Below are 18,929 nucleotides of genomic sequence, written 5' to 3'. Positions count from 1 at the left end.
GGAGGACATGATGACAGACATTCTTCAGATACTGATACTCGGCCTCGCCCTTGGCGGCGTGATCGCGCTGATGGGATCCGGTCTTTCGCTGGTCTTTGGCGTCATGCGCATCGTCAACCTGGCACACCCCTCACTGATCATCTGCGGCGCCTATGTTAGTTACTGGGCATTCAAGCTTTGGGGTCTCGACCCGATCGCGACGTTGCCGATCGCGGCACTGATCATGGCTGCAATCGGCGTGCTTCTCTACCGCCTCATGTTCGAAAGCCAGGCAAAAAGCGCGCGCTACTCGGAAATGACAGTGCTTTTGACCTTCGCACTGGCCATGATCGTCGAAGGTTTCCTCGGTGCCGCCTTCACCAACACCCAGCGCGTGACTTCGCCCGATTACGCGACGGATGCCTTCTTCATCGGCAGCCTGTTCATTCCGAAGGGGCAGTTCTATGCCGGGGTAGTGTCGCTGGCGATCATCGGTGCGCTGACGCTGTTCCTCAACTACTCGCGGCTTGGCTACGCCATCCGCGCAACGACCCAGAACCGTGAGGCTGCCGAGCTTCTCGGCGTCAATGTCAACCTGATCAGCATGGTGGCCTTCGCGATCGGGATCGGGCTTGCCGGCGCTGCAGGCTCTTTGGTGAGCTTCGTCTTCAGCTTCTTCCCCGCCAAGCAGTGGGAATGGATCGCGATGCTGATGTCGGTCGTCGTCCTCGGCGGCATGGGCAGCGTGCTCGGCACCGTCGTCGCCTCGCTCCTTCTTTCGGTCGTCGCCGCCTTCGTCGGCACCTGGGTGGGCGCCACCTGGTCGACAATGACCTTCTTTCTCGCACTCTTCGTCATCCTGCTGATCCGTCCCCAGGGGCTGTTCGGCGAAAAACCGGAGTTGGCATAATGGCCGCAAACCTGCAACAAGCCGACGCGAGCTCGGTGCTCGAGGCCCGTCGCATTCACAATCAGAAGCTTGCGCGCCAGCATGACCAGACCCGCGCCACATGGTTTCCCGTGGCCGTGCTCGGTGTCCTGCTCGCCCTGCCGCTCCTGCAGCTGACCGGCAACTACAACTACCTGCTGCATCTCGTGCTGTTCACCGCCTCCTATGCGGTCATGGCCAGCGGCTGGAACATCATCGGCGGCTTCGCCGGCTACATCTCGCTCGGACACGCGGTCTTCTTCGCGATCGGCGGCTATTTCTCAGGCGTGCTCCTGGCGCGATACGGGATCTCATCGCTGCTGATGGCACCGCTCGCCGGGCTGGTGGCTGCCGTCTGCGGTTATCTCATCGGCCTCATCACGCTGAAGGTTCGCGGCCCGAGCTTCATCATCTCCTCCATCGCGCTCCTGATGATCGCCCGTATCCTGTTCGATCACTGGGAGTTCATCGGCGGCGCCAATGGCTTGTCGCTGCCGGTTACCGACCTGCCGGTCGAGACTGCCAAATTGCCCTATTACTATGCCTTTGTGCTGATGGCTGCCTTCACCGTATGGGCGACCTATCGCATCAAGCATTCCAAGTTCGGGCTCGGCCTGCGCGCGCTCTCCAAGGACGAGGTCAAGGCGGAGAGCGCCGGCATCAACACCCGATTCTACAAGGTCCTTGCCTTCGCGTTGTCGGCATTCTTCGTCGGCATGGCGGGTGCTGTCTGGGGCGAATACCTCACCTATCTCCGGCCGAACATCTTCCTGATTATCCTCGTTTCGGCAAACCTGGTGCTGATGTGCATCCTCGGCGGCAAGGGCACGATTGCCGGGCCTGTCGTGGGTGCGATTCTGATCGTCGCCTTCAACGAAATCTTCGTGGCGACGCTCGGCGCGTCCGAGATCAACATCATGGCGACCGGTTTCGTCATGGTCCTGGGACTGATGTTCTTCCCCAACGGCGTGATCGGGACGCTGGCCCGCAAGGGCAAGCTGCCCCGCGTCCTCGACTGGGATTGATGGAGGCGACCATGCAGGACTTCATTCTCTACAACGCTCCTCAATCGACGTGCAGCCAACGGGTGCGATACGTTCTGCACGCGAAGGGCCTCGCATTCGAGGAGCACAAGCTCGATCTGTTCAACGGCGATCAGCTGAAACCCGAATACCTCGCGATCAATCCGAACGGGGTGGTGCCTTCGCTCGTTCACCAGGGCCGTGCGGTCACCGACTCCGCCGTCATCATGGATTATCTCGAGGACATTCTCCCAGGTGCGTTTCGACCATGGGACGCCTTCGAAGCGGCGAAGATGCGGGCGATGATGCGCTTCATCGACGAAGTACCGACGCCGGCGATCCGGGTGCCTTCCTACAACCTCGCCTTCCTGCCGCACTACCAGGCGATGACGGCAGAGGAGTTCCAGGCGGTCTGTGACGCAAAGCCGCTTCGTCGCGAGTTCCTGATGAAGATGGGGCGCACCGGCTTCCCGGAGCAGGAAATGAACGAAGCGCTCGGCCGCCTGCAACGCGGTGTTCAGCGCATGGCGAGCTGGCTTTCCGACAATGGCGGACCGTGGATCATGGGCGATAAGATGACGCTGGCGGATATCGCGATCATGCCGGTGATCGTCCGGATGGACGATATCGGTCTCTCCTCGATGTGGGCGGATGCGCCGGCGATCCAGCGTTGGCTCGAAGCCATCCGCGCAACCGATGCGTTCACCGAGACCTACTACTACGGGTCGCTGCTGACCGAAAAATACCCGCACCTGAGGTCGGCGAAGCCCGAACTTCGGGTCTCCTAGTCAGGCCAGTGATGCGGAAAGGAGAACAGGATGAACAGCCATATCAGCCCCGAAGTAAAAACTGATCTCGAAGGAAACCGACGTCGCGCCGACGGTGCTTGCCGCCATGTCGCACGGAGACGATCCGCGGCTCAAACAGCTCATGGATGCGATGGTCAGCCATCTGCATGCATTTCTGCTGGAGACGCGTCCGACAGAGGCAGAGTTCGAATACGCCCTGCGCTGGATCACGGCGCTCGGACAGGCGACCAACGAGGCCCACAACGAACGGTGCTTGCCGCCGACGTGCTCGGCGCATCGACGCTCATCGATCTGATCAACATCGACGGGACGCAGGGCGAGACGCTGTCGGCGCTTCTCGGGCCTTTCTATCGCGGTGGCGCGCCGAAATGTGTGAACGGCGACTGCATCGCGCGCTCCGATACGCCTGGGCCTAAGCTCTATTTCACGGGTCGTGTGACGGATCCCGCCGGTCGGCCCGTCGAGGGGGCAACCCTCGATGTCTGGCAGGCGTCCCCAGTCGGGCTCTACGAGAACCAGGACGAGACGCAGGACGACTTCAACCTTCGCGGCCGGCTCACGACGGATAGCGATGGAAACTTTCATTTCGTGTCCGTGAAACCGGCAGGCTATCCGGTTCCAACCGGTGGCCCGGTCGGCGACCTCCTGCGGGCACAGAAGCGGGCGCCGATGCGTCCGGCCCACATCCACTTCATCGTCTCGGCACCCAGCTACAAGACTCTCGTCACCCAGATCTTTTCCGACAGTCACGAAGCCCTGCTAACCGACGTTGTTTTCGGCGCGAAACAGCAGATTGTCGGGAAATTCTTCCGGCACGACAGTCCGGACTCCGGATTTCCGGGCGCCCAGGCGCCATTCTACAGCTGCAACTATCACTTCAAACTGGTGGAGGGCCAATCGATCCTGCCGGTGCCTCCGATCTCCGGAAAGAAGGTGGTGGCGCATCATGGCTGACGGATCAAATGGATCATTCCTTGGGAAGGAGAGTCTGTGATGCAGCAGAACGTCATCATTACCTGTGCGGTCACGGGTAACCTTACGACCCGGGAGAACACCCCCGCACTTCCCGTCACGCCCGAGGAGATCGCCAATTCCTGCCTGGAAGCGGCCGATGCCGGTGCGGCGATCGCGCATATTCACGTGCGGGACCCGGTTACGGCGAAGCCCTCCATGGAGCTTGGATACTACCGCGAGGTCGTCGAGCGCATACGGGCCAAAAACACGGCGCTGATCCTCAACGTGACGACCGGGCCGGGCGGACGCTATCACCCGAGCGACGAGAACCCGGCGGTCGCCGGACCACGAACCACGCTGATGCGGCCGGAAAAGCGGGTCGAGCACATCGTCGCGCTGAAACCGGACATCGCCACGCTCGATCTCAACACCATGACCTTCGGGTCGGAAGTCGTGATCAACACGCCGGCCAACGTAAAGATCATGGCCGACATCATCAACGAGGCGGGTTCCAAGCCGGAGCTCGAGGTCTTCGATACCGGGCATATCCAGCTCGCACAGGACCTTTTGAAAGCGGGCGTGCTGAAGTCGCCGGCGATGTTCACGATCGTGACCGGCGTCAAGTACGGCTTCCCGTCGACCACCGACGTCATGGCGACCGCCGCCCGAATGCTGCCCGGCGACGCCGTCTGGACCGGGTTCGGTGTCGGTCGAATGTCGTTCCCGATGGCCGTCCAGGCCTATCTGCTCGGCGGTCACGTTCGCGTTGGCCTGGAGGACAACTCCTACATCGCCAAGGGCGTGCTCGCCAAAGGCAATGGCGAACTGGTCGAACGGGCAAGAGACCTGATCGAGAAGCTCGGCGGAAGGATCGCCGAGCCTTCCCAGGCCCGTGAGATCCTCGGACTGCGCGCATAAGCATCGACATCTCCAAGGAGGCATAGAATGAACATTCAGGTGGACGCCAAGATCGCCCGGGCATTGAGGGTGACGGAAAAATCCCCCGATCTCGACAATCTCAAGATCGACGTCGTCGACGTTGCAGTCCCGCGACCGGGACCGGGCCAGGTGCTGGTGGAGATCATGGCCGCAGGGGTAAACCCCAGCGACGTGAAAGCATCCCTCGGACATATGCCGCACGCCGTCTGGCCACGCACGCCCGGTCGCGATTTCGGCGGCATAGTGCGCGAAGGACCGTCGTCGATGATTGGCATGGAGATCTGGGGTGGCGGCGGCGAGCTCGGCATCACCCAGGACGGCAGCCACGCCAAATGGATGGTGCTCGATCAGAAGGCCGTGCGTGCCAAGCCCGCGAATTTCACGATGCAGGAAGCAGGCTCGATCGGCGTGCCCTTCATCACGGCCCATGAGGGCCTGCGCGAAGCCGGCGGCGTGCAGCCGACGGATGTCGTGCTCGTCTGCGGCGGCAATGGCAAGGTCGGGCAGGCGGTCATCCAGCTGGCGACCATGGCGGGGGCCAAGGTCTTTGCGGTCGAATACAACGAGCAGCCGCTGCTGGCGCATAGCAACGCGCCCGTCGAGATGCTGAACAGCGCCAAGGATGATGTCGCCGCGATCGTGCGCGAGAAGACCGGCGGCCACGGCGCCGACATCGTCTTCAACACGGTCGGCAGCCCCTATTTCGAAATCGCCAACAACGCGATGGCGAAGCAGGCTCGACAGGTGTTCATCTCCACCTTCGATCGCGCAGTGCCTTTCGATATCTTCAACTTCTTCCGAGGCCGCCACAAATATATCGGCATCGACACGCTGGCACTGTCTTCCGTCGAGGGCGCGCGCATCTTCGACAGGCTCAAACCGAAGTTCGAAGAGGGCAAGCTCAAGCCGTTCCCCATCAATCCGGCGACCGTCTACGGCCTCTCCGATGCCGCCAAGGCCTATGCTTCGGTGTTGCGCGGCACGCCCGAGCGCGTGCTGCTGGTACCTTAAGGAGCGGGCGATGCAGGTGACACGCTATGGCGGCGCCAAGCCATACGAGGCGGCAGAGCATTACGGCATGCATTGTCTGCGGCTTCAGGGAAAGGAGGCGACGACGACCGATACGATCTGGATCGGCCTGTCGCACCTCCTGCCTGGCGGCCATACCTCGCTGAAAGACGCCACGGTCGAAAAGATCTACATCGTCGTTGCGGGCGAGGTGACGGTCGAAACCGGCACCGAGAGCGCCACGCTCGGCTTTCTCGACAGTTGCCGGCTGGCACCCGGCGAGGCGCGCGCGCTCGTCAACCGCACCAATGCGCCGGCGTCCATCCTGCTCGCCATGCCGACCTGAGAGCGTCGCCGAAGACTGGTGGAGAGCATTGATGGGGTCATCGGGTCGGTACAGGCTGGGGGTGCGTGAGCCACGCATTCCCAGCGACGGTCGATTTTGTATCGCGCCGGGAGCAATGGTGATCGGTGACGTTCGGCTCGATGAAGATTTCAGCATACGGGAGGACGTGCATGGTGCAGAGTGAAAACCGGTTGGCCAGCGTCGTCGAGCACTGGCTCCCGCGCATGGAGGTTGCCGGGATACCGTCGGTGACGGCGCGCGCGGTGATCGAGCGCGCCGGAGTATGGCAAAAATGGCTTTCGACTTGGAGCGAAGAGGGCGAGCGTCAGGCCGAACTCGGCGATATGGCTCTTGCTGTCGGTCGCCACTTAACAGCGGGCGAGGCCTATGCCCGCGCGAGCCTTTTCTATCATTTCGGACAGTTCATGGCGTTCGAGGACCTTGAAGCCAAGGCGAGGGCAGCCGCTCGGAAGGTGGAACTCTACCGCCTCGCCGCTCCCTTGCTCGATCCGCCGGCCGAGATGATCGCCGTACCGTTCGAAGGCGGGGTCCTGCAGGCGTCCCTGCGGATCCCGAAGGGAGAAAGCCGCTATCCGCTGGCGCTGATCATCCCCGGCTCGGATTCGACCAAGGAGGAGTTTCCGGCATTCGAGCGGCATTTCCATGCCCGCGGTGTTGCCACCATGTCTCTCGACGGTCCCGGGCAGGGCGAGGGGCGTTCGATGGGAGCGTTGCGCCCGGATATCGGTCCGGCCGTTCAGGCGGCAATCACGTCGGTAGAAGCGCATCCGAGACTTTCGGGAAAGGTCGCCCTCGTCGGCATGGCCTTCGGCGGTTTTCTCGCCCTGCGTGCGGCTGCGTCGGTCCCGACCGTGGCTGGCATCGTCTCCATCAACGGCTTCTTCGATCTCGGCGGGTTCTGGGGCGAACTCCCGCAAGTCTATCGAGACAACATGCGCTTCTCACTTGGCGGCGAGAACGTCCGCGAGCGCGCGGATTGCTTTACGCTTAGGGGCTGCGCTCCGCCAACTGTGCCGGCTCTCATTCTTCACGGCGGCCGTGACAGGATCTTCCCATCCTCCGAAGCGGCGAAGTGTGCCGACATCTGCTCTCGTGGAGCCGGGCTACACATATTCGAGGAGGGCAACCACGTCTGCAACAACATCCCTTGGCTCTATCGCCCGCTCGTCGCCGATTGGGTGGCGGAGCGTTTGAGCGGGCAATAGCCGCAAGGTCTGTTATTATGGCCGTCTCGGCTGGCCCGGCCGGGGCGCCCGACCAAAGCACGCCGCTTGGGCGGTCGCTTTACGCGGACGGCCATTCCTCACAAAGCGCAATCAGTGCCGTCGGCGAAAGCTTGTCGAGCGCGAGGTCGGGCAAAAGGTCGTTGTCGCCCACGAGATTGCGGCCCATCGCCGCCGAGAACAGGCTGGCCTCGAGCAACGATGCGGGTTGGCCGACGATGCGGCAGAGAAGGCTGGTCAGCTTGCTGACGGCCGGTCAGAAGCGTCATGCCCCAGACGTTGATGGGTAAGCTTACGCCCTCCGTGCCAGCCGCCGCGGCAGATAGAGCGTACCGAAGGAGCTGTGCGAACTGATAATGACCGGCCTTGGCGAGGAAAGGCGCCATGTCGCAAGCGATCGCACCCGCGCCGAGAACACCGAGACGCATAAACCCCTCCCTGCAATCGCTCCCGTCGCTCTCGCAGATCGGCCCTCGCGGTCATTGAAACGGACCAAGAGCCGATGTGTCCCGTTAGGAGCCGGCTGAGCGGATTTTCTACGAACGGCTCCAACAAAGAAACTTGTCTTTTGTCACTAGCGCATAGAATGCGTTTTATGCAGTATGAGTCAGTCACAATGCATGGGGCGCATGATAGTCCATGGAAGTTCGCGATCTCGAGGCCTTTCTCGCAGTCATGTCGACAGGCAGCATCACCGGCGCCGCCCGCATGCTTGACCGATCGCAGTCGCAGGTGACGCGGCTTATTCAGGATCTGGAAACGTCGCTTGGATTTGCGCTGTTCGAGCGAAATGGACCTAAGATCTCCCCGACCGACAAGGGGATTGCCTTCCACGAAGATGCCGAACGCTTTCTCAGCGGCATCGGCCACCTGCGCAATCGAGCCAAGGCGATTGCCGGCAAGGAACCCGAGCCGATCGAGATCGCCGCAACGCCGGCTTTTGCGAGTGGCATCATCCCGATCGCGCTTGCGGAACTACCCGAGCATTTTCTGCCGCACACAATCCAGCTTCGCAGCATGCCGGCGGAAGCGGCCGTGCAGTCGGTGCTCGCGCGCACTGCGGATTTCTGCGTGACCTCTCTGCCGGCCGATCAGCCGGGGCTGGAAGTGCAGGGGTTTTTCGAGGGGCGCTGCGTGGCCGCGGTAGCGCCGCATGATCCTCTGGCTGCGAAGGACGTGATTTCGATCGCGGACCTCGCCGGACGCACCCTCATAACCATGGCCAATCCGTTTCGTTTGCGCCGCCGTGTCGATGAAGCACTGGAGGCGGCCAACGTGCGGCCCAATCGCGTCATCGCGACCAATGCGGCCAACAATGCCGTGCAGATCGCATCGCTCGGGCTCGGCGTCGCGATCATCGAGCCAGCGACGGCCTATGGCCTGCAATCGGCGCCCGTCGCAGTTCGCCCGCTTGATGTCGAGATTCCCTTCCTTTGGGCGATCCTGTCGGCGGCCTCGCGCCCGCTCTCGGCCGGCGTCCAGGAACTGGTTCAACGCATCGCGCGGATCGCATCGGAGCGCATGCCGGATTTCACCGTCCACGATCCGCGACAGATGGCGCGCATCGCCGAAAAGACCTTCGCCGGCCGAAATGCCGGCGATGGCACGCTGTCGGACAACCGGCAGCGAAATAAAGGGGAGCAAAAGCTCGACACGCCCGAGAACGAAAACTGAGCTCGTAAAATGAGGAGAACGACATGAAAAATTTGGACGTAACCCGCCGCTCGACTTTGAAACTGCTGGCGACGGGCGCAGGCGTATTGGCCGCGCCATCGATCATCCGTCCCGCCTTTGCTGAGAGTAAGGTCGTCAACATCACGACCTATGACAAATTCGTACCGCAGTCCTTCATCGACCAGTTCCAGAAGGATACGGGCATCGAGGTCCGCATCCGGCTGACCGACGACCAGGGAAAGCAGTACAACCTGCTGACCGCCGAAGGTGCCACGCCTTCCACGGACATCGTGACCGTTACCGGCCACCGCCTGTCTCAGTTCATGAAGTCCAACTTGCTGGCGTCCCTCGACACCGCGCGGCTCAAGAACTGGGACAAGCTTGCCGCCGCCTACAAGGGTGCGCCGCAGCTCACCGTGGACGGCAAGACCTTCGGCGTGCCGCTGCTTGCGGGCTTTGAGGGTCTCGTACGCAACACGGAATACGCCAAGGCCTCCGATAGCTGGGGCATCATGTTCGATGACGAGAACAAGAACCTGACGTCGTACATCGTCAGCGACTTCCTCTCCATCGTCATGCGCTACCAGGGCAATGACGGCGACTATGTGACCTATGGCGACAAGCCCGATGTAGCGCAGACCGCAACGAACCAGGCGCGTGACTTCCTGATCCAGCACAAGGACAAGGCGCGCAAATACTACGATGCGGGCTCCGAGCTGCAGCAGATGTTCGTCAACGAGGACATCTATCTGGCGCAGGCCTGGTCCGGGCCGGCCGCCAAGCTCGTCATGGACGGCCATCCGATCGAGATCTCGGTGCCCAAGGAAGGGACCTTCGGCTTCCTCTATTCGTTCAACGTCGTCAACAACGCGCCGAACGCGGACGCCGCCTACACCTTCCTTGATGCGATCCTGTCCTCGCCGGAAATCGGCGCGGCGATGACCCGTCAGTCCGGCTTCTCTTCGGCCTTCGACGGGGTCGACAAGGTGCTGAACGACAAGGAGCGCGCGGCCCTGTCGCTGCCGCCCGAGCAGGTCGAACGCATCCAGTTCTTCAGCTCGATCAACCGCGACATGAAGAACGACATGATCGACAAGGCCGCTGCGGAGATCAAGGCAGCCTGACTGCGGCCTTCTGGGTGACCGGTCTTCCGGCCGGTCACCCATAAAAAATGGACTCTTCCAGAGCCGGGAACAAAAGAATGCTGGATACGACAACGCAACCGCGATCCGTCGGTTTGCCGACGGCACCGCGCTACGCCGGATGGATCGGCAGGGCGGCGAGTTCGGGACTCTATCGCAACACGATCGGGCTTCTCGTCGACAGCCGACGTGTGCGTCTCGCCGTGCTTGCGGGCGTGCCGCTTCTGTGGATCGCCATGCTGCACATCGGGCCGATCTTGCAGATGGCCAATATCAGCCTTCTCGCCAACTATCCGCCGCAACCCGACAAGAGCAGCGAGTACACGCTGGCAAATTACGGGCTTTTCTTTTCCGACCGGCTCTATTTCGTGCCCTTCGTCCGCAGCCTGGTCTTTGCCGCGGTGGTCACGATCTCGACGCTGGTGATCGTCTATCCCGTCGCCTACTACGTCGCGAAGGTGGTGCAGCCGAAGAACCGGATGCGGGCATTGTTGCTGTTGCTCATTCCCTTCTGGGCCGGCGAGCTGATCCGTACCTTTTCGGTCATCATGTTGCTTGCCAATCGTGGAGCGCTGAACGTGCTCCTCAGGGAATTCGGCTTCATCGACCGGCCGATCCCGATGCTCTACACCTTCTTTTCGCTGAGCTTCGGCGTCATCTATCTGCTTGCGCTCTACATGCTCCTGCCGCTCTATTCGGCGATCGAGAAGATCCCGACGCCGCTGATCCAGGCGGCGGCCGATCTTGGTGCCGGACCCTTCCAACGGTTCCGCCGGGTCATCTTGCCGCTCTCGAAGGACGGCATCGTCTCCGGCTGCAGCCTCGTCTATCTGACCGCCGTCGGCGTCTTCGCCGCGCCGCTGCTGCTGGGCGGCCCGAATTCAGTCATTTTCCCCGAGGTCATCGCGACGCTGTTCCACGGGTCGAACGACAAATGGCCGGAAGGCGCTGCGTTCTCGATGATAATGCTCGTGGTGTCGCTGACGACCGTCGGACTTTTCATGCGGATCGTCGGCGGCCGCTCGGTCCGGCTGATGTAAGGGCGGGCCGATGCGAACCTATTTCAACGATCTCCCCAAAACAGCGCTCGGCGCGTCCTATTGGATCTTCGCCGTCTATCTGGTCTTGCCGCTGACGCTGATGACGGCGATGAGCTTCAAGGACGCGAACTTCATCGCTTTCCCGATCGGCAACTGGACCCTTTCCTGGTACGCCAAGGTGGTCCAGGACAAGCAGTTCCTCGAAGCCTCGCTCTATTCGATCGGCATCGCGCTCGCCACCACCGTTTCGGCAACGATCATCGGCGTTTGGATCGCGCTTCTCGTTTCGGCGGAAAACATTTGGGGCAAGGCGGTCATCTTCGCGCTCGCCTGTCTGCCCGCCGTGGTGCCGGGGCTGATCAACGCCATTTCCATGCGCATCTTCATCCGCACCGTCGACATTCCGACCGGCACCTTCGCGATCATCCTGGCACACACGGTCCATGCCGTGCCCTTCGTCGTCATCATGGTGCTGACGCGGCTGCGCTCGATGCCGGCCAATCTCGTGGATGCGGCGCGCGATCTCGGTGCCGATCCCTTCATCGCCTTCCTCCGCGTCACCATCCCCTATCTGATGCCGGCGCTCTTCGGCGGCATGATCTTCTGCGTGCTGACCAGCATCGACGACTTCGTCCGCACCTTCTTCCTCGGCGGCTACCAGCCGACATTGCCCATGCTGATCTTCGCCAAGGTGCAAGGGGGCATGTCGCCGGAAATCAACGCCATGGCAACGATCGTTCTCGTCGTCACCACCGCCATCGGCATCTATGCCGAGCATTTCACCCGCCGTTCCAGGAGCTGACGCGAATGCAGCCTGTCGTCCATTTCAAGAACGTCAACAAATCCTATGGGGCCCTTACCGCCGTCGACGATCTCGACCTGGCGATAGAGCCGGGCCAGTTCGTCACGCTGCTCGGCCCGTCCGGCTGCGGCAAGTCGACGACCCTGCGTATGCTCGGCGGTTTCGATAGCCCGACCTCAGGGGAGATCTATCTCGAAGGCAAGCCGATCTCGCACCTGCCGCCCAACAAGCGCAACGTCAATATCGTCTTCCAGGACTACGCGCTTTTCCCGCACCTGACGGTCGGCCGCAACATCGCCTTCGGCCTGGAATTGAAGGGGATGCAGCACGCGGCGATCCACAAACGGGTCACCGAGCTTCTCTCCCTTGTCTCGCTCCAGGACCATGCCGAGCGCATGCCCGCCCAGCTCTCCGGGGGACAGCGCCAGCGCGTGGCCCTGATGCGGGCGCTGGCGCCCGATCCGAACGTGCTGCTGCTCGATGAGCCGCTTTCGGCCCTCGACGCGAAGCTGCGCCAGCAGATGCAGATCGAGCTGAAATCGATCCAGCAGAAGACCGGCAAGACCTTCATCTTCGTCACCCACGACCAGGAGGAGGCGCTGACCATGTCCGATGTCATCGTCGTGATGAACAAGGGCAGGATCGAGCAGATGGGCGGCCCCGATGAGCTCTATGCCCGGCCCCGCAGCCGCTTCGTCGCGGATTTCATCGGCCAGAGCAATTTCCTCGAGGGTGCCGTCGTCTCTGTTTCGGACGGAATCGCTGCTGTCGAATGGCGCGGCAATGTCGTGCACGCGGACGTGAACGGGACGTCGCCCGTGCCCGGTGAACGCGCCACGTTGGCGCTTCGGCCGGAGGCGCTTTACTGCCTGTCGAGCAAGCCCGAGGGACGGCCGGCGCTCAAGGGACGCGTCGATCAGCGTGTCTTCAAGGGCGCGCACACCACGCTGACCGTCGCTCTCGAAAACGGCAGCAGCCTTCTTGTCCAGATCGATCCCGTCGCGCTTTCGCATATCGAGGGTGACGACGTGTGGGTGGGCTGGCGCGACCGGGACGCCGTCCTGCTGGCGAATTGAACTGGAGACCGGGATGATCAACAATCTACAACAACAGCAACGGCTTGCGGAGCTGAACGCGCGGGTAAGGCAGGATCTCAGCTATCTCAACTACCCGCCAGCCAATTGGTCGAAGCTCGTCACCACCTCGGCCGGCGACCCGGTGAGCGATGTGGTCGTCATTGGTGGCGGCATGTGCGGGCTTGTCGCCTGGCATGCCCTGACGCGCGCCGGCATCGCCAATCTGCGCATCGTCGACCGTGCGCCCAGGGGTTTCGAGGGGCCATGGGTAACCTACGCACGCATGGAAACGCTGCGCTCGCCGAAGATCCTTCTTGGCCCGGCGCTCGGGGTTGCCTCGCTCAGCTTCCGTGCCTGGTTCACGGCACTCCATGGCGAAGCGGAATGGGAGGAATTGTTCCGGATTCCGCGCCCGATGTGGATGGACTATCTGCGCTGGTATCGCGATGTGATGGACATTCCGGTCGAGAACGACACGCACGTCACCCGCGTCGTGCCGCGCGCCGACGGGCTGCTGGAACTTGAAATCGCCGGTGGGGCAAAGCCTGCGATCGTCACCCGCAAATTGGTGATGGCCACCGGCCGCGACGGTCTGGGTGAGCCGACTATTCCCGACTTCGTCAGGGGCATGGAGCGGCATACCTCCTGGGCGCATTCGGCCGACGACATCGACTTCGATCGACTGAAGGGCAAACGCGTCGTCGTCATCGGCGTCGGCGCTTCGGCGGTCGACAATGCGGCAGAAGCGTTGGAGCAGGGGGCAGGGGAGGTGCGCCTTCTCGCCCGCCGCAAGGAGATGCCGACGGTCAACAAGCTGATGGGCATCGGCTCCTACGGGGTCACCGCAGGTTTTGCCGAGATTTCACCGGAATGGCGCTGGCGCCTGATGGATTATGCGGCCAAGCAGCAGACGCCGGCGCCGCACAACTCGACGCTGCGCGTCAGTCGGCATGCGAACGCCTATTTCCACTTCGACTGCGGTATTCGGTCGATGAAGGAGGAGGGCGGCGAGGTCGTCATCACCACCACCAGCGGCCGCGTCTTCCGCACCGATTTCGTCATTCTCGGCACGGGTTTCACCATCGATCCATGGAGCCGCGGCGAGCTAGCGCCCTATCAGGACCAGATCGCCTGCTGGGAGCACCGCTATACGCCGCCGGCAGGCGAGGAGAACCCCGGACTTGGGCGCTTCCCCTGGCTGAACGGAGACTTCTCCTTCACCGAGAAGGAGCCGGGTGCAGCACCCTGGCTGATGGATATCCATTGCTTCAACTACGGCGCATCCGTCAGCGTCGGCAAGGTCAGCGGCGATATCCCTGCCATTAGCGAGGGCGCCCTGTGGTTGGCGCGCGGTGTTGCCGCCTCGCTCTTCATTCGTGACGTTGATTACCATTGGGAAGCGCTCATCGCCTACGAGAAGCCGGAACTCGACGGGACCGAATGGGTCGATGCCGATGCGCCAACGCCGGCACAGAAGACGGCATGAACCCCTCCGAATTTCAGACGACTGGAAAAGCCAATGACCGCTCCATCGACAAACGACGTGATCGATACCGTACTAGGCCTTGATCGCTTCCCCGACCTTCAGGCGCTGCGCGAACAGCGGGCAAAGCTGAAGCACCTGAGCCAGACGAGCTACCAGGCGGCCCTTCGTCCCGCCGAAGCGCGCAACTTCTCCTATGCGCTGAGGGCAGCGCTTGCCGCACGCATGGCGGCACTGTGGAAGTCGCAGGAGCTCGCCGCCCACTTCCGGGAATTGCTCGAGAGTGAGGAGGGGGGCTCCGCCCTGGTGTCGATCGCCAATCCAGGCAACGGGGCCGAAGGTGCGGATACGCGCCTTGTTGCGATCCTCGCCCATGTCGATCTTGTCACGCTTTCCCCGAAGGAGGCGACGCGCGCCAACATCGAAAAGCTCACCGCCGCAGGGCTCGACGACCGGGACATCGTTACGCTCGCCGGCCTCATCGCTTTCGTGAACTATCAGGTGCTGGTGGTGGCCGGCCTCAAGATGCTGAGGGACAACTGAGATGTCGCAACCCGTACACGAATTCACCATCGAGCCCCTCGACTGGAAGCCCTATGTCAAACCGGTCGATGTCGAAACGGCGACGGTCGAACAGCTCGATGCGCTGAAGATCACGCCCTCCAACAAGAAGATCTCGGACTATGTCCTGGTGCTCGCCAACGAGCCGGAAACCTTGAAGGAGCGCACGCCGCTCTTCAACGACATCATGTATAGCGAGGGCGGGCTCTCCCGCGGCGGGCGGGAGATCGGAGCGCTCGCCGCCTCCTTCGTCAATCGCTGCATCTATTGCGCGTCCGTCCACGCGGCTCGCTACATCCAGCTCGAAAGGCGGCCGGAGGTGGTGGACGAAATCTATGACCGCGGCCTCGACGCGAACCTGCCGGAATTCGAGCAGGCGCTGTTCAATTTCGGTGTTGACCTTACGGCCCATCCCGACAATGTCGGTGCCTACCAGTTCTACCATTTGCGCGAGATCGGTCTCGACGACCTCCAGATTATCGATCTCATTCATGCGGTCGCGATCTTCGGCTGGGCCAACCGGCTGATGCATACGCTCGGCGAACCGCACCGGCTGGATTGAGTGGGACACGCGCCTTCCGACCACGCGGGCTTTACGGTCCGCCCCTTCGACATCACCCATCGCGACGTGCTCCGCATCGCGCTGCCGATGATGATCGCCTATCTGTCGAGCCCACTCGTCGGGCTCGTCGCGACCGGCGTCATTGGTCAGTTGCGCGATGAGGCCCTGATCGGGGGCGTGGCGCTTTCCACCGTCATTTTCGACGTCATCTTCGTCACCTTCAACTTCCTGCGTGGTGCGACCACAGGTTTCACCGCGCAGGCGCTAGGGGCGGGTGACCGGCGCGAAGAGCAGCGCATGCTCGCCAGCGGTCTCATTATTGCGCTCGTCGCGGGGTTGGCGCTGCTCGCGCTGCAGAAGCCGCTCGGCGCGCTTGGCCTTGCCGCAATGGGAGCGGAAGGAAAGGTCGCCGAGGCGGCCGCCACCTATTTCGCCTGGCGTGTCTGGTCGGCACCCTTCGTGCTGTTCAATTTCGTGGTCTTCGGCTGGATCATCGGACGTGGCGACGCGCTCTGGGGCATGATCCTGCAAACCCTGCTGAATGCGCTGAATGCAGCGTTGAGCATCTACTGGGCCCTGGGCCTCGGCTGGGGCGTGGCGGGTGTTGCGGCCGCCTCGCTGGTGGCCGAGGCGGTTACTGCGCTGGCTGGACTTTATCTCGTCTGGGCGAAGACCGACCGAACCGCATGGAACCTGCCGAACCTTGCTGCTTTCCGTCGCGCCTTTTCGGTCAATGGCGACATGATGATCCGCTCCTTCGCGCTTCTGATCGGCCTGTCCTTCTTCACGCGCCAGAGCGGCATGCTCGGTATCGAGATTCTTGCGGCGAATACGATCCTTCTACGCTTCTACTTCTTCGGCGTCGCTTTTCTCGACGGGGTGGCAACAGCGGCGGAGCAGCTTGCCGGCCGCGCGGTCGGCGCACGCTATCGGCCGGCCTTTGATCGTGCGGTGGGACTGACGACATTGTGGGGCTTCGTCTTCGCCGGTCTTGTGGCACTCGCGCTGCTTGCCGCCGGCGACTGGGTGATCGGCATCACCGCCCCAACGGAGAGCGTGTCCGCGCTCGCGCATAGGTATTTGCCCTATGTCGCAGCACTTCCGATCTTCGGCATCGTCGCCTTTCAGATGGACGGCGTCTACATTGGCGCCACATGGTCGCGACAGATGCGAAACCTGATGGTGGCGTCGCTGGTCATCTACTTTGCAGCCTGGGCGGTCCTACAGCCTGTCTTCGGCAATGACGGACTATGGATCGCGCTGATCCTGTTCCAAAGTGCCCGCAGCCTTGCGTTTCGACTTATGCTGCCACGGTTGGCCGACCGTACGTTTCAGACAGGTACGGTAGCGCCTCGTTGATTGCGTCGCTCGGGTGCGTCGTTCCAGGGCAGGGCGCAAGTCCAGCGGTGCGGGTTGCATCTCACGCCCCGCTGGAAGCGATGCTCTATAGACAATTTCTCGCGGACCTTGTCCGCGCATTCCTACTGCAGAACGACGACGGCTTCGACCTCGAACAGCATAGGGCAAGCTTGGGAACGGGAACCAGGGTCTGTGCCGGCAGCGCCGTGCCGAACATTTCCTTGACGTTCTCGGTCAATACGCCAAGCTTTGACATGTCGTGGTCAACCACGAAGATCGTGAGCTTGGCGACCTGATCCGGGCGTGCGCCGAGCGCATCAAGGGCCGCGCGCAAATTCGCATAGGCTTGCTTAACCTGAACGGCGAAGTCGGGTGACAAAGCGCCCGTGCCGTCTTGGCCGCCCTGTCCGGAAATGTAGGCCACCCGAGCACCGGGGGGCGTGACCACCGCGGTGCTATAGCCGTTCGGCGTGGGGTCGTAGAGGGTCTTGGGATTGACAATGGTCAGCTTGCTCTCATTCGCCGTTGCCGCACTGGGGATTCCGATATTCATGATGATTAGCCCTCCGATAAGCACATGCTTGACTGTGCGTGACATGATTTTCTCGCTCCCAACGCCATGAGCACGGCTCTCCCGCCGGCATGATTTGACCATGAGCCCGATCATTGACGAACGACTCGTACGCTGTACGATTTATTTGCATCGTACAGCGTACGAGTCAACGGGCGAGGGTCGACATTCATCGTGTTTCCGGCCAAATTCGATGGACTGATTGACGAGGAAGACGGAATGGCGGCCAAAAGTAGCGGCACGCGGACGAAACGATCACCACGGGCAAATGTGAAACGCCAACCCGGGCAGGAACCGCGTAGCGACGCCTCGCTCTCTCTAGAACGTATCGTAACGACCGCGGTGGAACTGCTGGACGCTGAAGGCGTCGACGGGTTGACGATGCGTCGGCTGGCCGATCGCTGCGGCTCGGGGGTGATGAGCCTCTATTGGCACGTCGACACAAAGGAGGATGTCTTCGATCTCGCGCTCGACTCGGTGCTCGAATATCGCGGCCCTTGGCAAACAGGTGAGTCCCAGGACTGGCGTTCAGAAGTCGTCCATATGCTCGAAGACTGGCGCGCCAGCATGCTGCGTCATCCTTGGTCGGCATTGCTTTTGCCGAGCCGGGCACTTGGCGCAAACGTCCTCGGCCGTCTGGAGCTGCTCGGCACGGCCTTGTCCAGAGCCGGTGTCGCAGACGCGGATCTAAACGTGACAATCTGGTCGCTTTGGAACCATGTCCTGGGCGCCACCGTCACGCTCGCGAGCTTCGACCGATCGGACGAAGACAAAGCGGCCGCGCAGCAGCGCCTTACGCAGCTCAGTGAACGCTATCCGACGATCGAGCGCTCGCGGCTGTTGCTGGACAACGATTGGGACGGCACCTTCAGGAAGGGCCTCGATTTCCTTCTCGATGGCCTGACCCCGAAACAGTGAGGACGCTCGCGGCGAGGCAATCTTGTCGACGTGCTGTTAGCGGCGAGGACAAGAGGGAGAACGGGGCGACGACTGTCGCATCTCTAACTGGCCCAACTGTCGCATTACTAAATAGCCAGGGAGATCCTAACTGAAGTGCAACACGCCGATTTTCAGGGTAGGGGTTCAGCGTCCCTCTTGCAAATGTGCCCGGAACACTTCGGCCGGTGTTCTGTAGTCGAGGCACTTTCGCGGCTGGTCGTTGAGATGGCGAGCAAGCTGGATGAGCTTGCGTTGCGACACGCCTGCAAGGTCGGTATCGCCTGGCATGAAGCGGCGGATGCGCTTGTTGGCGTTCTCCACCGCGCCTTTCTGCCACGGCGCGCTGGGGTCGCAGAACCAGCTCCGCGCGCCGATGCCATCTTCCAAAGCCCTGAAGCCGGCGAACTCCGTGCCGCGATCAAAGGTGAAGCTCTGCCGGGCAAAGGCTGGCAAGGGAGAGAACGTTTCGATGATCTTGTCCATGATCGGTC

At 62.1% G+C, this 18,929-nt stretch carries 21 protein-coding genes and 2 pseudogenes; 19 read left to right on the top strand and 4 right to left on the bottom strand.

Translation table 11 applies throughout. The features are described from left to right. Positions 1 to 10: 10 nt before the first annotated feature. The 9 genes from IB265_RS34060 (at position 11) to IB265_RS34025 (ending at position 7,211) form a co-directional block, all read left to right on the top strand. Positions 11 to 889 (top strand): branched-chain amino acid ABC transporter permease, encoded by an 879-nt coding sequence (locus IB265_RS34060; RefSeq protein WP_057251151.1) that lies wholly within the window; start codon positions 11 to 13, stop codon positions 887 to 889. After that, positions 889 to 1,932 carry a branched-chain amino acid ABC transporter permease gene (locus tag IB265_RS34055; protein ID WP_192496003.1) on the top strand — a complete coding sequence of 348 codons (1,044 nt, stop codon included), beginning with the start codon at positions 889 to 891 and terminating at the stop codon, positions 1,930 to 1,932. The genes IB265_RS34060 and IB265_RS34055 overlap by 1 nt, the downstream gene beginning before the upstream one ends. Before the next feature lie 11 nt (positions 1,933 to 1,943). Further along, a complete protein-coding gene (locus tag IB265_RS34050) occupies positions 1,944 to 2,717 on the top strand; it encodes a glutathione S-transferase family protein (RefSeq protein ID WP_192496002.1) in 774 nt (257 codons plus the stop codon). A gap of 106 nt (positions 2,718 to 2,823) precedes the next feature. After that, the gene (locus IB265_RS37885; RefSeq protein WP_200964178.1) at positions 2,824 to 3,033 is read left to right on the top strand and encodes a dioxygenase; all 210 of its coding nucleotides are present in this window, start codon (positions 2,824 to 2,826) and stop codon (positions 3,031 to 3,033) included. Continuing rightward, positions 2,988 to 3,692, top strand: a complete 705-nt coding sequence (locus IB265_RS34045) for a catechol 1,2-dioxygenase (RefSeq protein ID WP_210334677.1) — start codon at positions 2,988 to 2,990, stop codon at positions 3,690 to 3,692. Before IB265_RS37885 ends, IB265_RS34045 begins: the two co-directional genes overlap by 46 nt. A gap of 39 nt (positions 3,693 to 3,731) precedes the next feature. After that, positions 3,732 to 4,610: a 3-keto-5-aminohexanoate cleavage protein gene (locus tag IB265_RS34040; RefSeq protein ID WP_057251149.1), complete on the top strand. Its 879-nt coding sequence runs from the start codon at positions 3,732 to 3,734 to the stop codon at positions 4,608 to 4,610. Between the two features lie 27 nt (positions 4,611 to 4,637). After that, positions 4,638 to 5,642 (top strand): zinc-binding alcohol dehydrogenase family protein, encoded by a 1,005-nt coding sequence (locus tag IB265_RS34035; protein ID WP_057251148.1) that lies wholly within the window; start codon positions 4,638 to 4,640, stop codon positions 5,640 to 5,642. Between the two features lie 10 nt (positions 5,643 to 5,652). Next, the gene (locus IB265_RS34030) at positions 5,653 to 5,985 is read left to right on the top strand and encodes a cupin domain-containing protein (protein ID WP_057251147.1); all 333 of its coding nucleotides are present in this window, start codon (positions 5,653 to 5,655) and stop codon (positions 5,983 to 5,985) included. Positions 5,986 to 6,155: 170 nt separating this feature from the next. Further along, on the top strand, positions 6,156 to 7,211 hold the full coding sequence (locus IB265_RS34025; protein ID WP_192496001.1) for a S9 family peptidase: 1,056 nt from the start codon (positions 6,156 to 6,158) through the stop codon (positions 7,209 to 7,211). Positions 7,212 to 7,290: 79 nt separating this feature from the next. Here IB265_RS34025 and IB265_RS36545 read toward each other — a convergent pair whose 3' ends face one another. Both IB265_RS36545 and IB265_RS37880 read right to left on the bottom strand, forming a co-directional pair. Further along, positions 7,291 to 7,428, bottom strand: coding sequence for a hypothetical protein (locus IB265_RS36545; RefSeq protein WP_156414639.1), 138 nt, complete (start codon positions 7,426 to 7,428; stop codon positions 7,291 to 7,293). Between the two features lie 25 nt (positions 7,429 to 7,453). Continuing rightward, positions 7,454 to 7,608 (bottom strand): annotated as a pseudogene (locus IB265_RS37880) (NAD/NADP octopine/nopaline dehydrogenase); the annotation flags it as partial. Positions 7,609 to 7,868: 260 nt separating this feature from the next. On the opposite strand from IB265_RS37880, the gene IB265_RS34020 reads away from it, so the two are divergent. From IB265_RS34020 to IB265_RS33980, 9 genes are all read left to right on the top strand, one after another. Further along, positions 7,869 to 8,903 carry a LysR family transcriptional regulator gene (locus IB265_RS34020; protein ID WP_110881189.1) on the top strand — a complete coding sequence of 345 codons (1,035 nt, stop codon included), beginning with the start codon at positions 7,869 to 7,871 and terminating at the stop codon, positions 8,901 to 8,903. Between the two features lie 23 nt (positions 8,904 to 8,926). After that, a complete protein-coding gene (locus IB265_RS34015) occupies positions 8,927 to 10,027 on the top strand; it encodes an extracellular solute-binding protein (protein WP_112994736.1) in 1,101 nt (366 codons plus the stop codon). Positions 10,028 to 10,104: 77 nt separating this feature from the next. Next, on the top strand, positions 10,105 to 11,085 hold the full coding sequence (locus IB265_RS34010) for an ABC transporter permease (protein ID WP_082615841.1): 981 nt from the start codon (positions 10,105 to 10,107) through the stop codon (positions 11,083 to 11,085). Between the two features lie 10 nt (positions 11,086 to 11,095). After that, positions 11,096 to 11,887 (top strand): ABC transporter permease, encoded by a 792-nt coding sequence (locus tag IB265_RS34005; RefSeq protein ID WP_057251144.1) that lies wholly within the window; start codon positions 11,096 to 11,098, stop codon positions 11,885 to 11,887. A 5-nt stretch (positions 11,888 to 11,892) separates the two neighbouring features. Then, complete coding sequence (locus tag IB265_RS34000; RefSeq protein ID WP_112994734.1) at positions 11,893 to 12,963, top strand: ABC transporter ATP-binding protein; 1,071 nt, start codon at positions 11,893 to 11,895, stop codon at positions 12,961 to 12,963. A 13-nt stretch (positions 12,964 to 12,976) separates the two neighbouring features. Next, on the top strand, positions 12,977 to 14,449 hold the full coding sequence (locus IB265_RS33995) for an NAD(P)-binding domain-containing protein (protein WP_057251142.1): 1,473 nt from the start codon (positions 12,977 to 12,979) through the stop codon (positions 14,447 to 14,449). A 33-nt stretch (positions 14,450 to 14,482) separates the two neighbouring features. Beyond that, positions 14,483 to 14,989, top strand: a complete 507-nt coding sequence (locus IB265_RS33990) for a CMD domain-containing protein (protein WP_057251141.1) — start codon at positions 14,483 to 14,485, stop codon at positions 14,987 to 14,989. A gap of 1 nt (position 14,990) precedes the next feature. Continuing rightward, positions 14,991 to 15,569: a peroxidase-related enzyme gene (locus IB265_RS33985; protein WP_192496000.1), complete on the top strand. Its 579-nt coding sequence runs from the start codon at positions 14,991 to 14,993 to the stop codon at positions 15,567 to 15,569. Then, the gene (locus IB265_RS33980; protein WP_309140576.1) at positions 15,570 to 16,928 is read left to right on the top strand and encodes an MATE family efflux transporter; all 1,359 of its coding nucleotides are present in this window, start codon (positions 15,570 to 15,572) and stop codon (positions 16,926 to 16,928) included. It abuts the gene before it with no gap. A 122-nt stretch (positions 16,929 to 17,050) separates the two neighbouring features. Here IB265_RS33980 and IB265_RS33975 read toward each other — a convergent pair. Beyond that, positions 17,051 to 17,526, bottom strand: a pseudogene (locus IB265_RS33975) (RidA family protein). A 192-nt stretch (positions 17,527 to 17,718) separates the two neighbouring features. Here IB265_RS33975 and IB265_RS33970 point away from each other — a divergent pair. Beyond that, positions 17,719 to 18,417 (top strand): TetR/AcrR family transcriptional regulator, encoded by a 699-nt coding sequence (locus IB265_RS33970; RefSeq protein ID WP_057251137.1) that lies wholly within the window; start codon positions 17,719 to 17,721, stop codon positions 18,415 to 18,417. A gap of 165 nt (positions 18,418 to 18,582) precedes the next feature. Here IB265_RS33970 and IB265_RS33965 read toward each other — a convergent pair. Continuing rightward, a partial coding sequence (locus tag IB265_RS33965; RefSeq protein WP_192495999.1) for an IS30 family transposase occupies positions 18,583 to 18,929 on the bottom strand: 347 nt, incomplete at its 5' end.

Origin of the sequence: Ensifer sp. ENS10, from assembly GCF_014852025.1 — a bacterium.
Classification (GTDB): domain Bacteria; phylum Pseudomonadota; class Alphaproteobacteria; order Rhizobiales; family Rhizobiaceae; genus Ensifer.
The sequence above is the reverse complement of the archived record's forward strand: the minus strand, read 5'-3'. Positions and strand labels throughout refer to the sequence as shown.

Coding starts and splice junctions, on each gene's coding strand:
- IB265_RS34060 (WP_057251151.1), top strand. CDS start 11: ATGACAGACATTCTTCAGATACTGATACTCGGCCTCGCCCTTGGCGGC.
- IB265_RS34055 (WP_192496003.1), top strand. CDS start 889: ATGGCCGCAAACCTGCAACAAGCCGACGCGAGCTCGGTGCTCGAGGCC.
- IB265_RS34050 (WP_192496002.1), top strand. CDS start 1,944: ATGCAGGACTTCATTCTCTACAACGCTCCTCAATCGACGTGCAGCCAA.
- IB265_RS37885 (WP_200964178.1), top strand. CDS start 2,824: ATGTCGCACGGAGACGATCCGCGGCTCAAACAGCTCATGGATGCGATG.
- IB265_RS34040 (WP_057251149.1), top strand. CDS start 3,732: ATGCAGCAGAACGTCATCATTACCTGTGCGGTCACGGGTAACCTTACG.
- IB265_RS34035 (WP_057251148.1), top strand. CDS start 4,638: ATGAACATTCAGGTGGACGCCAAGATCGCCCGGGCATTGAGGGTGACG.
- IB265_RS34030 (WP_057251147.1), top strand. CDS start 5,653: ATGCAGGTGACACGCTATGGCGGCGCCAAGCCATACGAGGCGGCAGAG.
- IB265_RS34025 (WP_192496001.1), top strand. CDS start 6,156: ATGGTGCAGAGTGAAAACCGGTTGGCCAGCGTCGTCGAGCACTGGCTC.
- IB265_RS34020 (WP_110881189.1), top strand. CDS start 7,869: ATGGAAGTTCGCGATCTCGAGGCCTTTCTCGCAGTCATGTCGACAGGC.
- IB265_RS34015 (WP_112994736.1), top strand. CDS start 8,927: ATGAAAAATTTGGACGTAACCCGCCGCTCGACTTTGAAACTGCTGGCG.
- IB265_RS34010 (WP_082615841.1), top strand. CDS start 10,105: ATGCTGGATACGACAACGCAACCGCGATCCGTCGGTTTGCCGACGGCA.
- IB265_RS34005 (WP_057251144.1), top strand. CDS start 11,096: ATGCGAACCTATTTCAACGATCTCCCCAAAACAGCGCTCGGCGCGTCC.
- IB265_RS34000 (WP_112994734.1), top strand. CDS start 11,893: ATGCAGCCTGTCGTCCATTTCAAGAACGTCAACAAATCCTATGGGGCC.
- IB265_RS33995 (WP_057251142.1), top strand. CDS start 12,977: ATGATCAACAATCTACAACAACAGCAACGGCTTGCGGAGCTGAACGCG.
- IB265_RS33990 (WP_057251141.1), top strand. CDS start 14,483: ATGACCGCTCCATCGACAAACGACGTGATCGATACCGTACTAGGCCTT.
- IB265_RS33985 (WP_192496000.1), top strand. CDS start 14,991: ATGTCGCAACCCGTACACGAATTCACCATCGAGCCCCTCGACTGGAAG.
- IB265_RS33970 (WP_057251137.1), top strand. CDS start 17,719: ATGGCGGCCAAAAGTAGCGGCACGCGGACGAAACGATCACCACGGGCA.